This is a genomic window from Nodularia chucula CCY0103, assembly GCF_963923915.1.
GTDB classification, from domain to species: Bacteria; Cyanobacteriota; Cyanobacteriia; order Cyanobacteriales; family Nostocaceae; genus Nodularia; species Nodularia chucula.
In genome coordinates this window covers 1-15175 of the sequence record NZ_CAWUOL010000041.1, presented here as the reverse complement: position 1 = coordinate 15175, position 15175 = coordinate 1, and the positions used below count along the sequence as shown (strand labels likewise).

The window sequence follows — 15175 nt, the reverse complement described above, 5'->3', positions numbered from 1 at the left end:
ACCTTAAAAGATGCCAAGTAAATATGCCTTAGCTAGTTAAAACTGTCAGGATCAAAAAGTAAAGAGTAAAAGTCATCTTCTTTTATCTTTTACCTTTTGTTCAACTCCCACAACAGGAGGTTTAATCTTGACTAAACTAAAAGTTGGTATCAATGGCTTCGGTCGAATTGGGCGACTTGTGCTACGCGCTGGCATCAATAACCCTAATATTGAGTTTGTGGGGATTAATGACCTCGTACCACCAGATAACCTAGCTTATCTCTTTAAGTACGATTCTACTCATGGTCAGTTGAGAAGTAAAGTTGAAGCCAAGCCTGATGGTATCCTCGTTGATGGGCATTTTATCCCTTGTATGTCGGTAAGAAATCCGGCTGAATTACCTTGGAATAAATTAGGTGCAGATTATATTGTGGAGTCTACCGGACTGTTCACAGATTATGATGGGGCGGCAAAACATCTCCAAGCTGGCGCAAAGCGAGTCATAATTTCTGCTCCCACAAAAGAGCCAGATAAAGTAAAGACCCTGTTAATGGGTGTGAATCATCACCTATTTAACCCCGCTAAGGATGTAATTGTCTCTAATGCTAGTTGTACCACAAACTGCCTCGCTCCCATAGCCAAGGTAATTAATGATAGCTTCGGACTGACTGAAGGGTTGATGACCACAGTTCACGCTATGACTGCAACTCAGCCAACTGTAGATGGTCCCAGTAAAAAAGACTGGCGAGGTGGACGGGGTGCGGCTCAAAATATTATTCCTTCTTCTACAGGTGCAGCCAAAGCGGTAGCATTAGTTTTACCAGAATTAAAAGGTAAGTTAACGGGTATGGCTTTCCGGGTTCCTACTCCTGATGTCTCTGTGGTTGATTTAACTTTTAAAACGGCTAAAGCTACCAGTTATCAAGATATCTGTGCAGCGATGCAGCAGGCGGCTAATGGTGCATTAAAAGGTATCTTAGGCTATACAGACGAAGCAGTAGTTTCTACCGATTTTCAGGGTGATACTCATTCAAGTATTTTCGATGCAGGTGCTGGGATTGAGTTGAATGCCAATTTCTTTAAAGTGGTAGCCTGGTATGACAATGAGTGGGGTTACTCAAATCGGGTGGTGGATTTAATGTTGTCGATGTCAGCAAAAGAATAATTCACTGGTGCTGGTGGTTGATGGTGGTTGATGAGAGACGTGATTTATCGCGTCTCTACGAGAGAAATAGTTGAGCCAATTGGTAAGTTAGGAACAACCGATTAAATCAAAGTGCATTCCATTGGACAGCCAATTTTGCCATAAGACACCTAAAATGGGGCTGTGGTTAATTTTAGCTAGCCAAGATGGGCAATGTTTAAGAAAAGTTGCCAAAATCGGAATGGTGAGGAACAGTCAAAAGTGTAAACAAGTAAGGAATTAAGTACGTCCGCAACCAGCACAACTCACGGAGAAAATTATGTCTAAAAATTTACTAGAACAATTGCGCCAAATGACCGTTGTGGTGGCGGATACAGGGGATATCAAGGCAATTGAGAAGTTTACACCCCAAGATGCTACTACTAATCCTTCTCTGATTACGGCAGCGGCACAAATGCCGGAATATCAGGAAATTGTTGATCAAACTTTACTTCAGGCGAAGAAAGATGCTGGTGCTGCGGCTAGTCAAGCAGATATCGTGACTTTGGCTTTTGACCGTTTAGCAGTGGCTTTCGGCTTAAAGATTTTACAAATTATTCCTGGTCGTGTTTCTACAGAGGTAGATGCTCGCTTGTCTTTCGATACAGAAGCTACTTTAACTAAAGCCAGAGAATTGATTGCTCAATACAAGGCTGCGGGTGTGGACCGCGATCGCGTGCTAATTAAAATTGCCACCACTTGGGAAGGCATTCGGGCTGCGGAAATTCTTGAGAAGGAAGGTATTCATTGTAACTTAACATTATTGTTTGGTCTTCACCAAGCGATCGCCTGTGCAGAAGCCGGCGTTACCTTAATTTCTCCCTTCGTTGGTCGGATTCTCGACTGGTACAAGAAAGATACTGGACGGGATAGCTATCCAGCAGATGAAGATCCAGGTGTATTGTCTGTCACCACAGTTTACAACTACTACAAAAAATTCGGACATAAAACCGAAGTTATGGGAGCCAGCTTCCGCAATATTGGCGAAATTACCGAATTGGCTGGTTGTGACTTGTTAACGATTTCTCCCGGACTATTGGCAGAATTGCAAGCAACTGAGGGAGAATTACCACGGAAACTTGATCCTGCTAAAGTCGCAAACATGGACATCAAAAAGATATCCGTCGATAAAGCTACCTATGACAAGATGCACGCTGCTGACCGGATGGCATCTGATAAATTAGCAGAAGGTATCGATGGTTTTACTAAAGCATTAGTTGCTCTAGAAAAACTCTTAGCAGAGCGACTAGCGAAACTTGAAAGTGAAGCGATCGCCAGCCATTAAGGTTTAAAGTTTCATTAGTTAGTTGTTAGTGGTTAGTTGAGAGTAGACAACCACTAACAATTCACCCCTCCTGAGTATTCAAAGAATTACAGACCTAGTTTTTCCCTCAGCTAATCAAAATATTTTTTACTAGCGCATCCTGAATTACAGGAAAAAGTAATGAAAGTATTAGTCCTAAATGCTGGATCGAGCAGCCAAAAGAGTTGTCTGTATGAAATTGCAGATAATTCTCTTCCCCAAGAACCACCCCAACCCCTATGGTCAGGGAAGGTCAATTGGACTCAAGACCGGGGTGTGGCAGAAATTGAAGTGACAACAGCTACGGGTGAAACGCTGCAAGAATCAATCTATGGTGATTCACGACGCGCACACGTTGCTTATATGCTGTATACCCTGAGTCGCGGCGCTACTAAGGTAATTGACCATCTTTCAGAAATTGATGTGGTAGGGCATCGTGTAGTGCATGGTGGTCAAGAATACAGAAAAAGTGTGGTAATTACTGAAAAAGTCAAACAGACAATTGGTAATTTGTCTAGTTTGGCTCCTGCACATAATCCCGCCGCTTTAGAAGGTATAGAAGCTATTGAGCAAAGCTTGGGAGATGTCACCCAAGTGGCAGTATTTGATACAGGGTTTCATGCTACCCTTCCGGATGCAGCCGCGATTTATCCTGGCCCCTATGAATGGGTAGAGCAAGGGATTCGCCGTTACGGTTTTCATGGTATTAGCCATCAGTATTGCTCTAATCGTGCGGCTCAAATTCTCAACCGAGATTTAGCATCCCTGCGATTAATTACTTGTCATTTGGGGAATGGTTGCTCTTTGGCTGCGATTAAAAATGGACGCAGTATTGATACCACTATGGGGTTCACTCCCCTGGATGGGTTGATGATGGGTAGTCGTTCTGGTTCTGTTGATCCAGGGATTTTGATTTACTTACTACGGCAATCAAACTACTCTGCGGAAAGATTAGACTATGTATTAAATAAGAATTCTGGCTTACGCGGAATTTCGGGGGTATCCAGTGACTTACCCCAAGTGATTGCGGCGATCGCCGAAGGGAACTACCGCGCCCAACTAGCTTGGGATATGTATGTGCATCACCTACGGTCTGGTATCGGTGCTATGCTGCCGACTTTAGGGGGATTAGATGCTTTAGTATTTACCGCAGGGATAGGGGAAAAATCGGCAGGAATACGCCAAGCCGCCTGCGAAGGTTTCGGATTTTTAGGATTAAAAATTGACCCATCAAAAAATCAACAGCAGCCGATTGATCAAGATATAGCCACAGCTAACTCAGCCGTGCGGGTATTAGTAATTCGGACTCAAGAAGACTGGGCGATCGCCAAACAATCTTGGCAACTCATGCAAAAAAAATAGTATAGCACCACGCATACACGTTAGCACAAAAATGGATCATAAAACCCTTGTAATTAAGGAGTTTTAAGCCTGCCCCCCTGCTCCCTGCTCCCTGCCCCCCTGCTTCCTACTCCCCAGCTATAGGATGAGCAAAGATGCCCACCCCATAAAACCAAGTGTTTTTGTGTAAATTTAGACAGAACCGCCAGCAGCTTGGAAACGAGCGCGGGCGCGTTTAAAAGCTTGGGTTGCTTGAATTTGAGCTTGGCGATCGTCTGCGGAAACTTGATTCAGCTTTGTTTGTGCTTGGTTGTATGCTGCACGAGCATCTTCCAATTTAATCGCGTCGCCACGTTCAGCACCGTTCACCAAAATTGTCACTTCATCTGCTTCCACTTCAGCAAAACCACCCATCAGGGCGATCGCTTGCCAATCTTGGTTTTTGCCACCACGGACGCGCATCACACCTGTATCCAAAGCAGTCAACATCGGTGCGTGTCCAGTCAGGATACCCAACTGACCAGTAGTGCTGGGTAGAACTACCTCTTCAGCCACAGCATCCCATACTGTTTTATCTGGAGAAACTACACGAACGGTTAAAGTCATTTGTCCTTTGTCCTTTATCTGTTATCTTTAATAATTTGTCACTAGCCACTAGTAATTACACCAATGACTAATGACCCATGACTAATGACTAACCTTTCATCTTCTCAGCTTTAGCTTTAGCTTCGTTAATGTCGCCCACTAAATAGAAAGCCTGCTCTGGTAATTCATCCAACTCACCAGACAAAATCATTTGGAAGCCCTTAATAGTATCTTCCAACTTCACATACTTACCAGGAGAACCAGTAAATACTTCCGCCACAAAGAACGGCTGAGACAAGAAGCGCTCAACCTTCCGCGCCCGTGCTACGATCAGACGGTCTTCCTCAGACAATTCATCTAAACCGAGAATAGCGATAATATCCTGAAGTTCTTTATAACGTTGCAGGGTTGACTGTACAGCACGGGCAGTATTGTAGTGTTCATCACCGACAATTTCCGGCTGCAACATGGTAGAGGTAGAACCTAGAGGATCAACTGCGGGATAAATACCCTTAGAAGCCAAACCACGAGATAATACTGTAGTTCCATCCAAGTGAGCAAAGGTAGTTGCAGGTGCGGGGTCAGTTAAGTCATCCGCAGGTACATACACCGCTTGAATCGAGGTAATGGAACCCTCTGTAGTAGAAGTAATCCGTTCTTGCAGTGCGCCCACGTCAGTTCCTAGTGTGGGCTGATATCCTACCGCAGAAGGCATCCGACCCAACAGCGCCGACACTTCTGAACCTGCTTGTACAAACCGGAAAATGTTGTCAATAAACAGCAAAACGTCCTGCTTGTTCACATCCCGGAAGTATTCTGCCATAGTCAAACCAGAAAGACCTACCCGCATTCTTGCTCCGGGTGGTTCATTCATCTGACCGTAAACTAGGGCAATTTTTGATTCATTGAGGTTATCTTTATTGATTACCCCAGATTCCATCATTTCATTGTAAAGGTCATTACCTTCACGAGTGCGCTCACCCACGCCAGCAAACACAGACACACCACCGTGTTGGGTCGCAATGTTGTTAATCAATTCCATCATGATCACGGTCTTACCAACGCCTGCACCGCCGAACAGACCGATTTTACCGCCGCGTCGATAGGGAGTCAGGAGGTCAACAACCTTAATCCCAGTTTCAAACACAGAAGGTTTAGTTTCCAGTTCAGTGAATTTAGGAGAAGGGCGGTGAATGGGTAAGGTTTCTGTGGCATTAACAGGCCCTCGATTGTCTACAGGTTCACCCAGAACGTTAAAAATCCGTCCCAAAGTAACTTTCCCAACTGGAACACTGATAGCAGCGCCTGTATCAACCACTTCTAGACCACGTACTAAGCCATCAGTGGTACTCATCGCCACAGCACGTACTTGGTTATCACCTAGAAGTTGTTGAACTTCAACAGTCAGGTTGATTTCCTGTGCAGCTTCGTTAGTACCTTTGATGGTCAAAGCGTTGTAGATTTGCGGTAATTTGCCGCCGGGAAATTTAACGTCTACAACTGGACCGATAATTTGGGTAATGTAGCCAATGTTTGTTTTTTCTGCTGTGCTGACCATGCTGCGCCTAATAATTGAAGCTATATTTCAGTTGACATATTCCCCTTGTGAACAACAAAGGGATTTTTAAAGGATGTTTTACGATAGGCTAAAGCCCCACCTTTCCACCCTTGTGCCTGTTTCTTTGACTCTTAACTAGACTGTTACCAGTCCTTGTCAGACCGTCTGTCTCCACAGGCAATTTTGTCTACGCTGCTTGCCAGCGTCAAGATCCCTCTGCTACGGAACTGTTTTGATAGGGTCTTGGAAGACATAAGATTATGCGATGTCATCTTTCACTCTAGCACCGGACGGGTACACAAGTCCCTTAGTAATTCCTTAAAAAAGGGAGTGGGGAGTTGGGAGTTGGGAGTTGGGAATGGGGAGTGGGGAGTGGGGAATGGTCAAAATAAAAAACTGCCTTGTCTTTACAATGGCAGTCAAAGTCTTTTTTAATTAAATCGGTGATGGATTATGCTTTAGCAGCAGCTTTGTATTGTTGTTTGCGCTTCAACGCTGAAGTGGCACCAAACGCACCGAATGCCAAGAGACCTAAAATAGTGGTAGGTTCAGGAACTGAAGTAGGGGAGTCAACAGGGGGGTCAACAGGGGGGTCAATAGGGGGGTCAACAGGGGGAGGAACATCTACGATGATTTCACCTTCCCTAGCCGTGAAGATATATCGACCATCAACATCGCTGTTTAAACGGTCGGCAATTAAAGCATTGGGGCCACCATCGAGGAAAGCACCATTAATTGCTGAACCCGGTAACTCGAAGAAGCTACCAGGATTACCAGTACCATTAGAGAAGCCAACACGAGCAGAGGAGCCACCGAGTCCACCAGTACCTCCAGAAGCACCACCAGTTTCCCACTGAATTTGGTCGTAGTTGAATTCTATATCAAAGTTGCCTGCGCCAGTATCAGAACGATCAATCAACACCATTTGAAAACTGTTCAATCTGTCTGCGGCTGAGGGGAAGTAGCCAACGTCAATATAGTTAACGCCAAAGGCATTAAAACCATCGACAATCCCTGTACCGTAGGTAACTCGATTGGAGGCAGAGTTACGAGTATCCACGTCGGCAAAGAATGGGGCGATAATTTGCCTTCCCGTGCTGGTTAGGTCAAATGGAGTGTATGTACCTAAGGCTTGATCAAAAGTAATGTTACCGTTATTGTTAACGTAAGTTTGGTTAAATTCTAAACCAAAAAAGTTGGCTGTAAATCCGAGATCCACTAGGCTAGTAAAGGAATCATCGTTACGTGGCACTGTATTAGCACCAAACAAACCTGGTCTGACTGCGGCTGCAAAGGCAGCTTGAAGGGAGGTAAGACTCAGGACAGTTGCCATTACTGCTAGTCCTAAAGTTTTACTTAGCTTGAATTTATACTTAGCCTTAGTGCAAGTGTTCATGATTTTTTTGATAAATGTAGACACAACCATCAAACTCCAGTTTTGGCAATCCAGTAGTACCAAATACAAATAGGATAAAATTAATGTATGTAGTTTGTGGTTCTACTTAATAATATTTGTTACCTATCTGTGATTATAGATTACTGCCTAATCTATTTTTTTTGATACTACGATACTGTAAGTTTACATAATAAATATATAGCATGATAAGTTTTAAAATTCACCTGAATTTAGTATTTATCACGATTAAACGCTGCTTTGAATTGATGGCATTGTTCTAAGCCAAAGGCTACCATGCCGTATAAATAATCTCGTTGGGGATTGCTAGGTAAAACTTTCTGAGCAATTTCTAGTAATTTTTCTTGATTACCTGTATAAAAATAGTGATACTGTCCCTGCTGCACAGAGATTAAATCACGAGGAAATTGATGAGTAATCTCTTCATGCAAAGCGGTCGCTATATCAATGTGAAATCGCCCGAATACTAAATATAAATAGGCATACAGCTTGTTTGTGGCGAGAGCGATGGTTGTCAACACGTATAAGTGATTTAACAATAATTCAACGGTTGCGAGACTCAGAGCGTGTAGGCGCACCAGTAAAATTTAACGAGTTATTCGCGCTGGCCTGTTCACCTCCCGAAGACTATGGACGACCAATCAGCCATTGGACAGCAGGAGAACTAGCGGACGAAATCATGAAACAAGGGATTATTGAAAGTATATCCGTCATGGTACGCAAAGTTTAATCGCTAGTTTTGATATTGCTACTGGTCAAATTATTGAACCAAGTTGCGGAGATTCCAGAACCTAAGCGGATTTCGTCCAACATATTCGTCCAGTTATTGAAGGCGACCCCGGTGCCAAAAAATGGCATTTAATTATGGATTGTCTTAATACTCATCAATCTGAGTCCCTGGTTCGTTTAGTTGCAGAAAAAGAAGGTTTGAATCTAGACCTGGGTATTAAGGGAGAAAGCGGTATACTCAAATCCATAAAAACAAGAGCTGCTTTTTTGAAAGACCCAACACATAAAATCGTTTTCCATTACACCCCAAAACATTCCTCTTGGTGAGCCAGCGTGTTGCGGGGGTTCCCTCCGTTGTAGCGACTGGCGAACCCGAAGGGCTCAATCAAATTGAAATTTGGTTCAGTATTTTAGTTCGTAAACTACTAAAAAGAGCCAGTTTCACCAGTCAGGATGATTTAAAAAATCGAATCCTCAATTTTATCGACTACTTTAATAAAACAATGGCTAAACCTTTTAAGTGGACATATAAGGGTAAAGTCTTGGCTATTTAATGGTCTATTTATTTACGCCGAACTGTACTAGGGGTATGTCTTATCACCTGAACTTCTAACAGTTATGCAATCACCATAATCTCAATCAAGAATATGGTGAATATCTTGCCATTTCATAGAATTATCTGTAATATCTATAACTAATCCCAAAAAATATCGTAACTCGATAGATTAACAGTAGATTTAAGTCAGGAGTATGAGGTCGGTATGTGGCAAGATATTTCCAATCGATGGAAACCCAAGTCTTTAAAAAGCTTTATTTCCCTGTTTTTAGTAGGAATCGGTTTAAGTGGTGCGATCACTGCCTGCTCACCTTCCCCTGATAATACTAGTGGTAGTGGTAACACTGGAGAAACAAAAGAACTGACCCTGGTAAGCTACGCCGTTACCCGCGCCGCTTATGAAAATATTATTCCCCTATTCACCAAAGAATGGCAAGAAAAAACTGGGCAAACCGTCAGATTTGACCAAAGCTATGGCGGCTCCGGCTCCCAAACCCGTGCGGTGATTGACGGTTTAGATGCAGATATAGTAGCCCTAGCACTATCAGCAGATACTTTACAAATCCAGGAAGCCGGATTAATTCAACCAGGCTGGGAGAAAAAGACACCCAACGGCGATGGTATTGTTCACCGTTCCGTGGGTGTGATAGTTACCCGCGAAGGCAACCCCAAAAACATAAAAGACTGGGATGATTTAGCCCGCGATGATGTCAGCGTCATCACCGCTAACCCCAAAACCTCTGGTGGCGCTCGTTGGAACTACATGGCCTTGTGGGGGAAAGTCACCAAAACAGGCGGCACGGAAGCACAAGCCAAAGACTTTGTAACTAAGGTTTATGGTAACGTGCCAGTTTTACCAAGAGATGCCCGTGAAGCCACTGATGCATTCTTTGTGCAAAAACAGGGAGATGCCTTAATTAACTATGAGAACGAAGTCATCTTAGCGAAACAGCAGGGACAAAATCTACCTTACGTAGTTCCCGAAATTAATATTTCTATCGATAACCCCATTGCCGTAGTTGATACCTATGTTGATAAGCGAGGCAATCGTGAAGTAGCAGAAGCCTTTGTACAGTTTCTCTTTACCCCCGCAGCCCAGCGCGAATTTGCCAAAGTGGGATTCCGCCCGGTAGTACCGGAAGTGGTAGCGGAATTTGCCGATACTTATCCCCAAATCTCTAACCTATTCACCATTGAAGACTTTGGCGGATGGGATGAAGTCAGCCCCAAATTCTTTGCCGATGGCGCAATCTTTGACGACATCCAAGCCAGTATAGCTCGACGCTAGGATTCAAACAGTGCTGAGTGCTGAGTGGGGAGACGCGATAAATCGTACAAGAGAGTGAAGAAAGTTATTAGTAACAGGACTTACGCAAAATTATGAAAAACGTTCGCGAAGCGTGCGCGCAGCGCATACCGCAAAGGACACAAAGAACACAAAGGAAAGAAGGTTTCAGAGAGTTCTTGCGTAAGTCCTAAGTAAATTTCTTCCCCCCTGCACCCTGCACCCTGCACCCTGCCTCCCTGCCCCCTGCTCCCCTGCCTCTTCTCCCCTTTCCTCAACTATGACAGTTTCCAAAACACAGTCTACCTTCCCCCTGTCCCCCCAAAATTTGCTGAAACGCTTGTCTTTGCCCTGGGGGGTAACAATTACTTATATCTCCATCGTCCTACTGTTGCCTGTGTCCGCCTTGATACTGCGGGCTGCAACCCTATCACCTATTGAGTTTTGGCGGCTGGCTACTGCCCCCGTGGCGTTATCAACCTACAACATCACTTTTGTGACTGCCTTCTTTGCCGCCGCCATTAACTGCGTGGCTGGCACTGCCACAGCCTGGGTGCTGGTGCGTTACGATTTCCCTTTTAAACGGGTTTTAGATGCCGTCATTGACCTGCCCTTTGCTCTACCCACGGCAGTTGCAGGTATCACTCTGGCAACAGTTTACAGCGAGCAAGGCTGGATTGGCTCATTTCTCACTCCCCTGGGTATTAGGGTATCTTTTACTCGCTTGGGGGTGGCAGTGGCGATGGTGTTTATTTCCGTGCCTTTTGTTGTCCGAACAGTACAACCTGTACTGCAAGAGCTAGATTCAACTATTGAAGAAGCTGCCTGGTCTCTGGGAGCCTCCCAATGGCAAACCTTTTGGCTGGTGGTACTACCTCCCCTTGTGCCTGCCATCCTCACCGGTACAACTCAGGCTTTTGCTAGGGCTGTGGGCGAGTATGGTTCAGTAGTCTTGATTGCTGCAAATATTCCTTATCAAGATTTAATTGCCCCCATTCTAGTATTCCAGCGCCTGGAACAAAACGACTTACCTGGAGCCACAGCTGTTGGCACTGTGCTACTGCTGATTTCTTTGGTGCTGCTACTGACAGTGAATATATTGCAAACTTGGAGGCAACGCTATGGCGGTTGAAGTGAAATCTACACAGTCTCTACCTTCAGGTCAGGTTAAGCCAAAAGAAGCTGGAGAGTGGGGTAAAGTTGCTTTGATTGCGGCGGTTACAGGCTATTTAGCATTGGTCTTGCTGCTGCCCACTCTTTATGTGTTTATTGGAGCTTTTAGCCGTGGTATTGCTCCGTTTTTCGCCACCCTCACTAGTCGGGACTTTACTCAAGCCCTGCGCCTGACCGCAATGGCTGTGGGGATAGCTGTACCTTTCAACGTTGTTTTTGGGTTATGTGCAGCCTGGGTAATTGCCCGCCGTCGCTTTCGGGGGCGCACCCTGCTACTAAGTATTATTGACTTGCCCTTTTCGATTTCGCCCATTGTGGCAGGTTTAATGCTGGTCTCCCTCTATGGACGTAATGGGATACTTGGCCCTTTACTACAATTTCTGGATATCAGAATTATCTTTTCGTTCCCTGGTATTGCTTTGGCGACGATGCTTGGGGGAATGCCTTTTGTGGCGCGGGAAGTAATTCCAGTCTTGGAAGAAGTTGGGACTCAGGAAGAAGAAGCTGCTAAAACTTTGGGCGCTACCGAATGGCAAACTTTCTGGCGAGTTACGCTGCCTTCTATTCGCTGGGCATTACTTTATGGCATTATTCTCACCACTGCCCGCGCAATGGGAGAGTATGGTGCTATTGCTGTAGTTTCTAGTAACTTAATTGGCCGTACTCAGACTCTAACTTTGTATGTGGAAGGGGCTTATCGTAATTACGATTCTCAAAGTGCTTTTGCTGCTTCGGTGGTATTAGCTGGATTGGCTGCTTGCACTCTGATCATTAAAGAGGTGTTTGAGCGCCGCATCCGCATAAAAGATGAGGGAGACAGCTAGTACTGCAAGGCGTTTGTCAGGAGGGGCGTACTGCAACCGTACAAAAGTCAAAATGATGATTATGTAGGCTTTTGAAGGACTGCAACTGCTTGTGATATTTACGCCAAGCTTTGCTAATTGTATATACTGATGCTGCTCTTGGGTTTGAAGTTGATGTACTTCTTGTATTTCTGAAAAATAGGTAATTGGAATATGGTTACTGACGGTCAGATCATTCACAAAAAAATTCGCCTGCGGATTCCCAGAAATTTTCATCAAGAGCCGGTAATTTCTCGTTTAGTCTCAGACTATGGTTTAACGATTAATATTACAGCTGCAATCTTGGGTGCAAATGCTGTGGGTGACGGTTGGTTTGAACTGGATTTACAAGGTTTGGCAACACAGATAGATGATGCTATCAATTACCTCCAGGATATACAGCTAGAAATCTGGGATGAAAATAGCGTCAGTGATTGGTGATTAACTGTTCTCTTAATTTCCTAATCCTATGCCACGTAAAAAATTACATCCACTAACTCCCATTGATAGCCGCATCCGTATACCCCTGCATTACCAACGCCAACCTTTGATTTCCCGTTTGGTATCTCGTTTTGGTGTGACAGTTAATATCAAGGCGGCGATGCTCTCAGCTACAAACAGCTACGGTTGGTTTGACTTGCAACTCCAAGGTAACTCTGAACATATTTATGATGGACTGCTGTATTTACAGAACTTGGGAGTAGATTTAATAGATACAAGTATTACAGAAAGTGTCCAGCATAATTTCAGTTCTCGGTCATTTCCCCGCCCAACTCCAGAAATGCCTACACCTGCACCAAGTTATACTTACCAAAATTACGGCAGTCAATCCTATCGGATGGGCTTACAAATTTGCATCTTGAAAGATTACTCCCAAACACCCATCATTTTTGATCTAGTGTCTCGCTATGGAATCACAGTCAATATTATTGGGGCTTCATTACCAGCAAATCAGCAAGAGGATGGTTGGTTTGATTTAGACCTTTGGGGTAAACCGCAGCAACTTTTTTCTAGTTGTGATTATTTGGAAAATCTGAAGTTACCACTATGGTTAGATGCTTCTTCTTTGCATGGACAGATTATATAAATCAAATATTGATTTATGGTTTTATTTGTTGGTCAAAGTATAAGCATGACTCGACTACGTGTGCGTTTACATATTCCCCAATATTACTTGCAAGAACCAATTATTTCTCAAATGATTTCTCACTATCAGTTGACGGTTAATATTACTGGAGCAGAGCTAGACAAAAATACTAATGAACAAGGATGTTTTGACATAGAACTAGAAGGTTCTATGTCTCACATCAATAGTTGTTTAACTTATCTGGAATCTTTAAATCTGAAAATTTTAGGTAAATCCAGTCCAGATGGTGATAGTTGGCATTGTTGATTTGTTTAGATTCCTTATTTTTAAATTTCATAGTGCCAAATATCCTCTTCACGCAGCATAATTCTATGTAACCGTAGCCTTTGAATAAATCCTTGTTCTTCTAATTTTTGCAAAATCCGAGTGATGGTAACGCGAGTAGAACCAATAGTTTCCGCAATGTCTTGGTGAGTCAGACGCAAATCAATTAGTCTACCTTTGTCAACTTCTCGCCCAAATCTATTCGCTAGCCATTCTAACAACTTAATCACCATAATTTCTACGGTTTTATGGCTACGAATTACCATTAATTCCTCTGTTCGCTGAAGATGTAATCTTAAAATTTGGAGTAATTCCGATGAATCTTGAATTTCCACGGCGCTTAATTCCACTTTCGTGAGGCACTCAATTTGATAAGGTTCTGTTTTAGACAAGACTGTTCCAATAATTGCTCCTACTCCCCATAGACCCAGGGTGACAATTGTCCCATCTTCATGCCATGTGACGATTCGCACGACACCTTGCTCAATTTTCCACAGATAATCGTTGTTTTTGGGCAGTATAGAGCGGGATAAAAAGCTTGTTTTCGGATGACGAATAGGAGGTGTAAAAGCAGAGGATAAAGTTATCATGTTGATTAAGTCCTAAAAATTGATAGACAAACCGTAGTTAAATTTAATATATACCAAGTTGGAGGAAGAAAGAACGATGGGGATTCTAATTGAAAATATTTCTAAGCACTTCGGCAGCTTCCATGCTGTGGATAATGTGAGTTTGGAGATTAAAACTGGTTCTCTGGTGGCGCTGTTAGGGCCTTCCGGCTCAGGAAAGTCTACATTGCTACGGATAATTGCTGGTTTAGAGAAACCAGATAGTGGTGATATTTGGTTGGTAGGGGAAAATTCTACGTACCAGAGTGTACAGGAACGTAATATTGGCTTTGTTTTCCAGCATTATGCGCTGTTTAAACATTTGACGGTGCGTGATAATATTGGCTTTGCAATGAGTTTGCGCAAACATCCCAAAAACCGCATCCGCCAACGGGTTGATGAACTTTTGGAATTGGTACAGATGCAACAATTTGGCGATCGCTATCCTTCTCAGCTTTCTGGTGGTCAACGACAACGGATCGCATTAGCGCGATCGCTAGCGATACAACCCCGGATCTTATTATTAGACGAGCCTTTTGGGGCATTAGATGCTAAAGTTCGTAAGGATTTACGTGTTTGGTTACGTAATCTGCATTCGGAAGTTCACGTTACAACCGTATTTGTTACCCACGATCAAGAAGAAGCAATGGAAGTGGCTGATGAACTTGTGGTCATGAATCAGGGAAAGGTAGAACAAGTTGGGAGTCCATCGGAAATTTACGACAACCCAGCAACGGCGTTTGTGATGGGTTTTATTGGCCCTGTAAATGTTCTCCCAACTAATATTGGGATCATACCCAACAAAGGTATCGCGTCTGCTAATGAAAGAGTATTTTTACGACCACAAGATATTTTGATTGGGAAGAATGGGGACGAGAATAGCACTTCTGCAAACGTTGAGCGAATTACTCATCTGGGTTGGGAAATTCGCATTGAGTTAGTTTTGCGGTCTGGTGAAATGGTGAATGCTCACCTAAATCGAGAACAGTTTAATCAGCTTCAGTTAGAAAAAGGACAGCGTGTCTACATCACACCGAAACAAGCCAGAGTTTTTGCTACTGCTAATGGGGTGAGATAATCGCTAATAATTAAACGCAGATGGACGCAGATAAACGCAGATAGTTTTGTACTTTATTAGACTAGGAAATGCTATGTTAACGTGAGTTCGACGGAACTAAAAAATGGCAGGAGGTAGAGCAGGCAAATCT

At 43.7% G+C, this 15175-nt stretch carries 18 protein-coding genes; 13 read left to right on the top strand and 5 right to left on the bottom strand.

All coding sequences use genetic code 11. From position 1 onward, the window contains the following. Nucleotides 1–127 precede the first annotated feature (127 nt). The 3 genes from gap (at nucleotide 128) to ACM0OP_RS13050 (ending at nucleotide 3827) form a co-directional block, all read left to right on the top strand. The gene (gene gap, locus ACM0OP_RS13060) at nucleotides 128–1144 is read left to right on the top strand and encodes a type I glyceraldehyde-3-phosphate dehydrogenase (RefSeq protein ID WP_414528845.1); all 1017 of its coding nucleotides are present in this window, start codon (nucleotides 128–130) and stop codon (nucleotides 1142–1144) included. Between the two features lie 298 nt (nucleotides 1145–1442). Continuing rightward, on the top strand, nucleotides 1443–2447 hold the full coding sequence (locus tag ACM0OP_RS13055) for a transaldolase (protein WP_414528844.1): 1005 nt from the start codon (nucleotides 1443–1445) through the stop codon (nucleotides 2445–2447). Nucleotides 2448–2606: 159 nt separating this feature from the next. Then, nucleotides 2607–3827, top strand: coding sequence for an acetate kinase (locus ACM0OP_RS13050; protein ID WP_414528843.1), 1221 nt, complete (start codon nucleotides 2607–2609; stop codon nucleotides 3825–3827). A gap of 171 nt (nucleotides 3828–3998) precedes the next feature. Here the strand turns inward: ACM0OP_RS13050 and atpC are convergent, their stop codons facing one another. The 4 genes from atpC to ACM0OP_RS13030 all read right to left on the bottom strand — a co-directional run bounded on the left by atpC (nucleotide 3999) and on the right by ACM0OP_RS13030 (nucleotide 7881). Beyond that, nucleotides 3999–4412, bottom strand: coding sequence for an ATP synthase F1 subunit epsilon (atpC, locus tag ACM0OP_RS13045; protein WP_414528842.1), 414 nt, complete (start codon nucleotides 4410–4412; stop codon nucleotides 3999–4001). A gap of 88 nt (nucleotides 4413–4500) precedes the next feature. Further along, nucleotides 4501–5949, bottom strand: a complete 1449-nt coding sequence (gene atpD / locus ACM0OP_RS13040; protein WP_414528841.1) for a F0F1 ATP synthase subunit beta — start codon at nucleotides 5947–5949, stop codon at nucleotides 4501–4503. A 451-nt stretch (nucleotides 5950–6400) separates the two neighbouring features. Further along, nucleotides 6401–7345 (bottom strand): nidogen-like domain-containing protein, encoded by a 945-nt coding sequence (locus ACM0OP_RS13035; RefSeq protein ID WP_414528840.1) that lies wholly within the window; start codon nucleotides 7343–7345, stop codon nucleotides 6401–6403. A 230-nt stretch (nucleotides 7346–7575) separates the two neighbouring features. After that, entirely contained in the window at nucleotides 7576–7881 is a 306-nt protein-coding gene (locus ACM0OP_RS13030) for a hypothetical protein (protein WP_414528839.1), read from the bottom strand. Here ACM0OP_RS13030 and ACM0OP_RS13025 point away from each other — a divergent pair. The 9 genes from ACM0OP_RS13025 to ACM0OP_RS12985 all read left to right on the top strand — a co-directional run bounded on the left by ACM0OP_RS13025 (nucleotide 7875) and on the right by ACM0OP_RS12985 (nucleotide 13341). Beyond that, the gene (locus tag ACM0OP_RS13025; RefSeq protein WP_414528838.1) at nucleotides 7875–8093 is read left to right on the top strand and encodes a hypothetical protein; all 219 of its coding nucleotides are present in this window, start codon (nucleotides 7875–7877) and stop codon (nucleotides 8091–8093) included. The genes ACM0OP_RS13030 and ACM0OP_RS13025 overlap by 7 nt on opposite strands. A gap of 83 nt (nucleotides 8094–8176) precedes the next feature. Continuing rightward, a complete protein-coding gene (locus tag ACM0OP_RS13020) occupies nucleotides 8177–8419 on the top strand; it encodes a transposase (protein WP_414528862.1) in 243 nt (80 codons plus the stop codon). Beyond that, nucleotides 8416–8646, top strand: coding sequence for a hypothetical protein (locus ACM0OP_RS13015; protein WP_414528837.1), 231 nt, complete (start codon nucleotides 8416–8418; stop codon nucleotides 8644–8646). The genes ACM0OP_RS13020 and ACM0OP_RS13015 overlap by 4 nt, the downstream gene beginning before the upstream one ends. A gap of 207 nt (nucleotides 8647–8853) precedes the next feature. Next, entirely contained in the window at nucleotides 8854–9936 is a 1083-nt protein-coding gene (locus tag ACM0OP_RS13010) for a sulfate ABC transporter substrate-binding protein (protein ID WP_414528836.1), read from the top strand. A 277-nt stretch (nucleotides 9937–10213) separates the two neighbouring features. Further along, nucleotides 10214–11065: a sulfate ABC transporter permease subunit CysT gene (gene cysT / locus ACM0OP_RS13005; RefSeq protein WP_414528835.1), complete on the top strand. Its 852-nt coding sequence runs from the start codon at nucleotides 10214–10216 to the stop codon at nucleotides 11063–11065. Further along, nucleotides 11055–11930, top strand: a complete 876-nt coding sequence (gene cysW / locus ACM0OP_RS13000; protein WP_414528834.1) for a sulfate ABC transporter permease subunit CysW — start codon at nucleotides 11055–11057, stop codon at nucleotides 11928–11930. Before cysT ends, cysW begins: the two co-directional genes overlap by 11 nt. Before the next feature lie 192 nt (nucleotides 11931–12122). Continuing rightward, nucleotides 12123–12389, top strand: coding sequence for an NIL domain-containing protein (locus ACM0OP_RS12995; RefSeq protein WP_414528833.1), 267 nt, complete (start codon nucleotides 12123–12125; stop codon nucleotides 12387–12389). Between the two features lie 28 nt (nucleotides 12390–12417). Further along, the gene (locus ACM0OP_RS12990; RefSeq protein ID WP_414528832.1) at nucleotides 12418–13035 is read left to right on the top strand and encodes an NIL domain-containing protein; all 618 of its coding nucleotides are present in this window, start codon (nucleotides 12418–12420) and stop codon (nucleotides 13033–13035) included. Nucleotides 13036–13080: 45 nt separating this feature from the next. Continuing rightward, complete coding sequence (locus tag ACM0OP_RS12985) at nucleotides 13081–13341, top strand: NIL domain-containing protein (protein ID WP_414528831.1); 261 nt, start codon at nucleotides 13081–13083, stop codon at nucleotides 13339–13341. Nucleotides 13342–13361: 20 nt separating this feature from the next. Here the strand turns inward: ACM0OP_RS12985 and ACM0OP_RS12980 are convergent, their stop codons facing one another. Beyond that, nucleotides 13362–13949 carry a Crp/Fnr family transcriptional regulator gene (locus ACM0OP_RS12980; RefSeq protein ID WP_414528830.1) on the bottom strand — a complete coding sequence of 196 codons (588 nt, stop codon included), beginning with the start codon at nucleotides 13947–13949 and terminating at the stop codon, nucleotides 13362–13364. Between the two features lie 76 nt (nucleotides 13950–14025). On the opposite strand from ACM0OP_RS12980, the gene ACM0OP_RS12975 reads away from it, so the two are divergent. Further along, a complete protein-coding gene (locus ACM0OP_RS12975; RefSeq protein ID WP_414528829.1) occupies nucleotides 14026–15045 on the top strand; it encodes a sulfate/molybdate ABC transporter ATP-binding protein in 1020 nt (339 codons plus the stop codon). Nucleotides 15046–15175 lie beyond the last annotated feature (130 nt).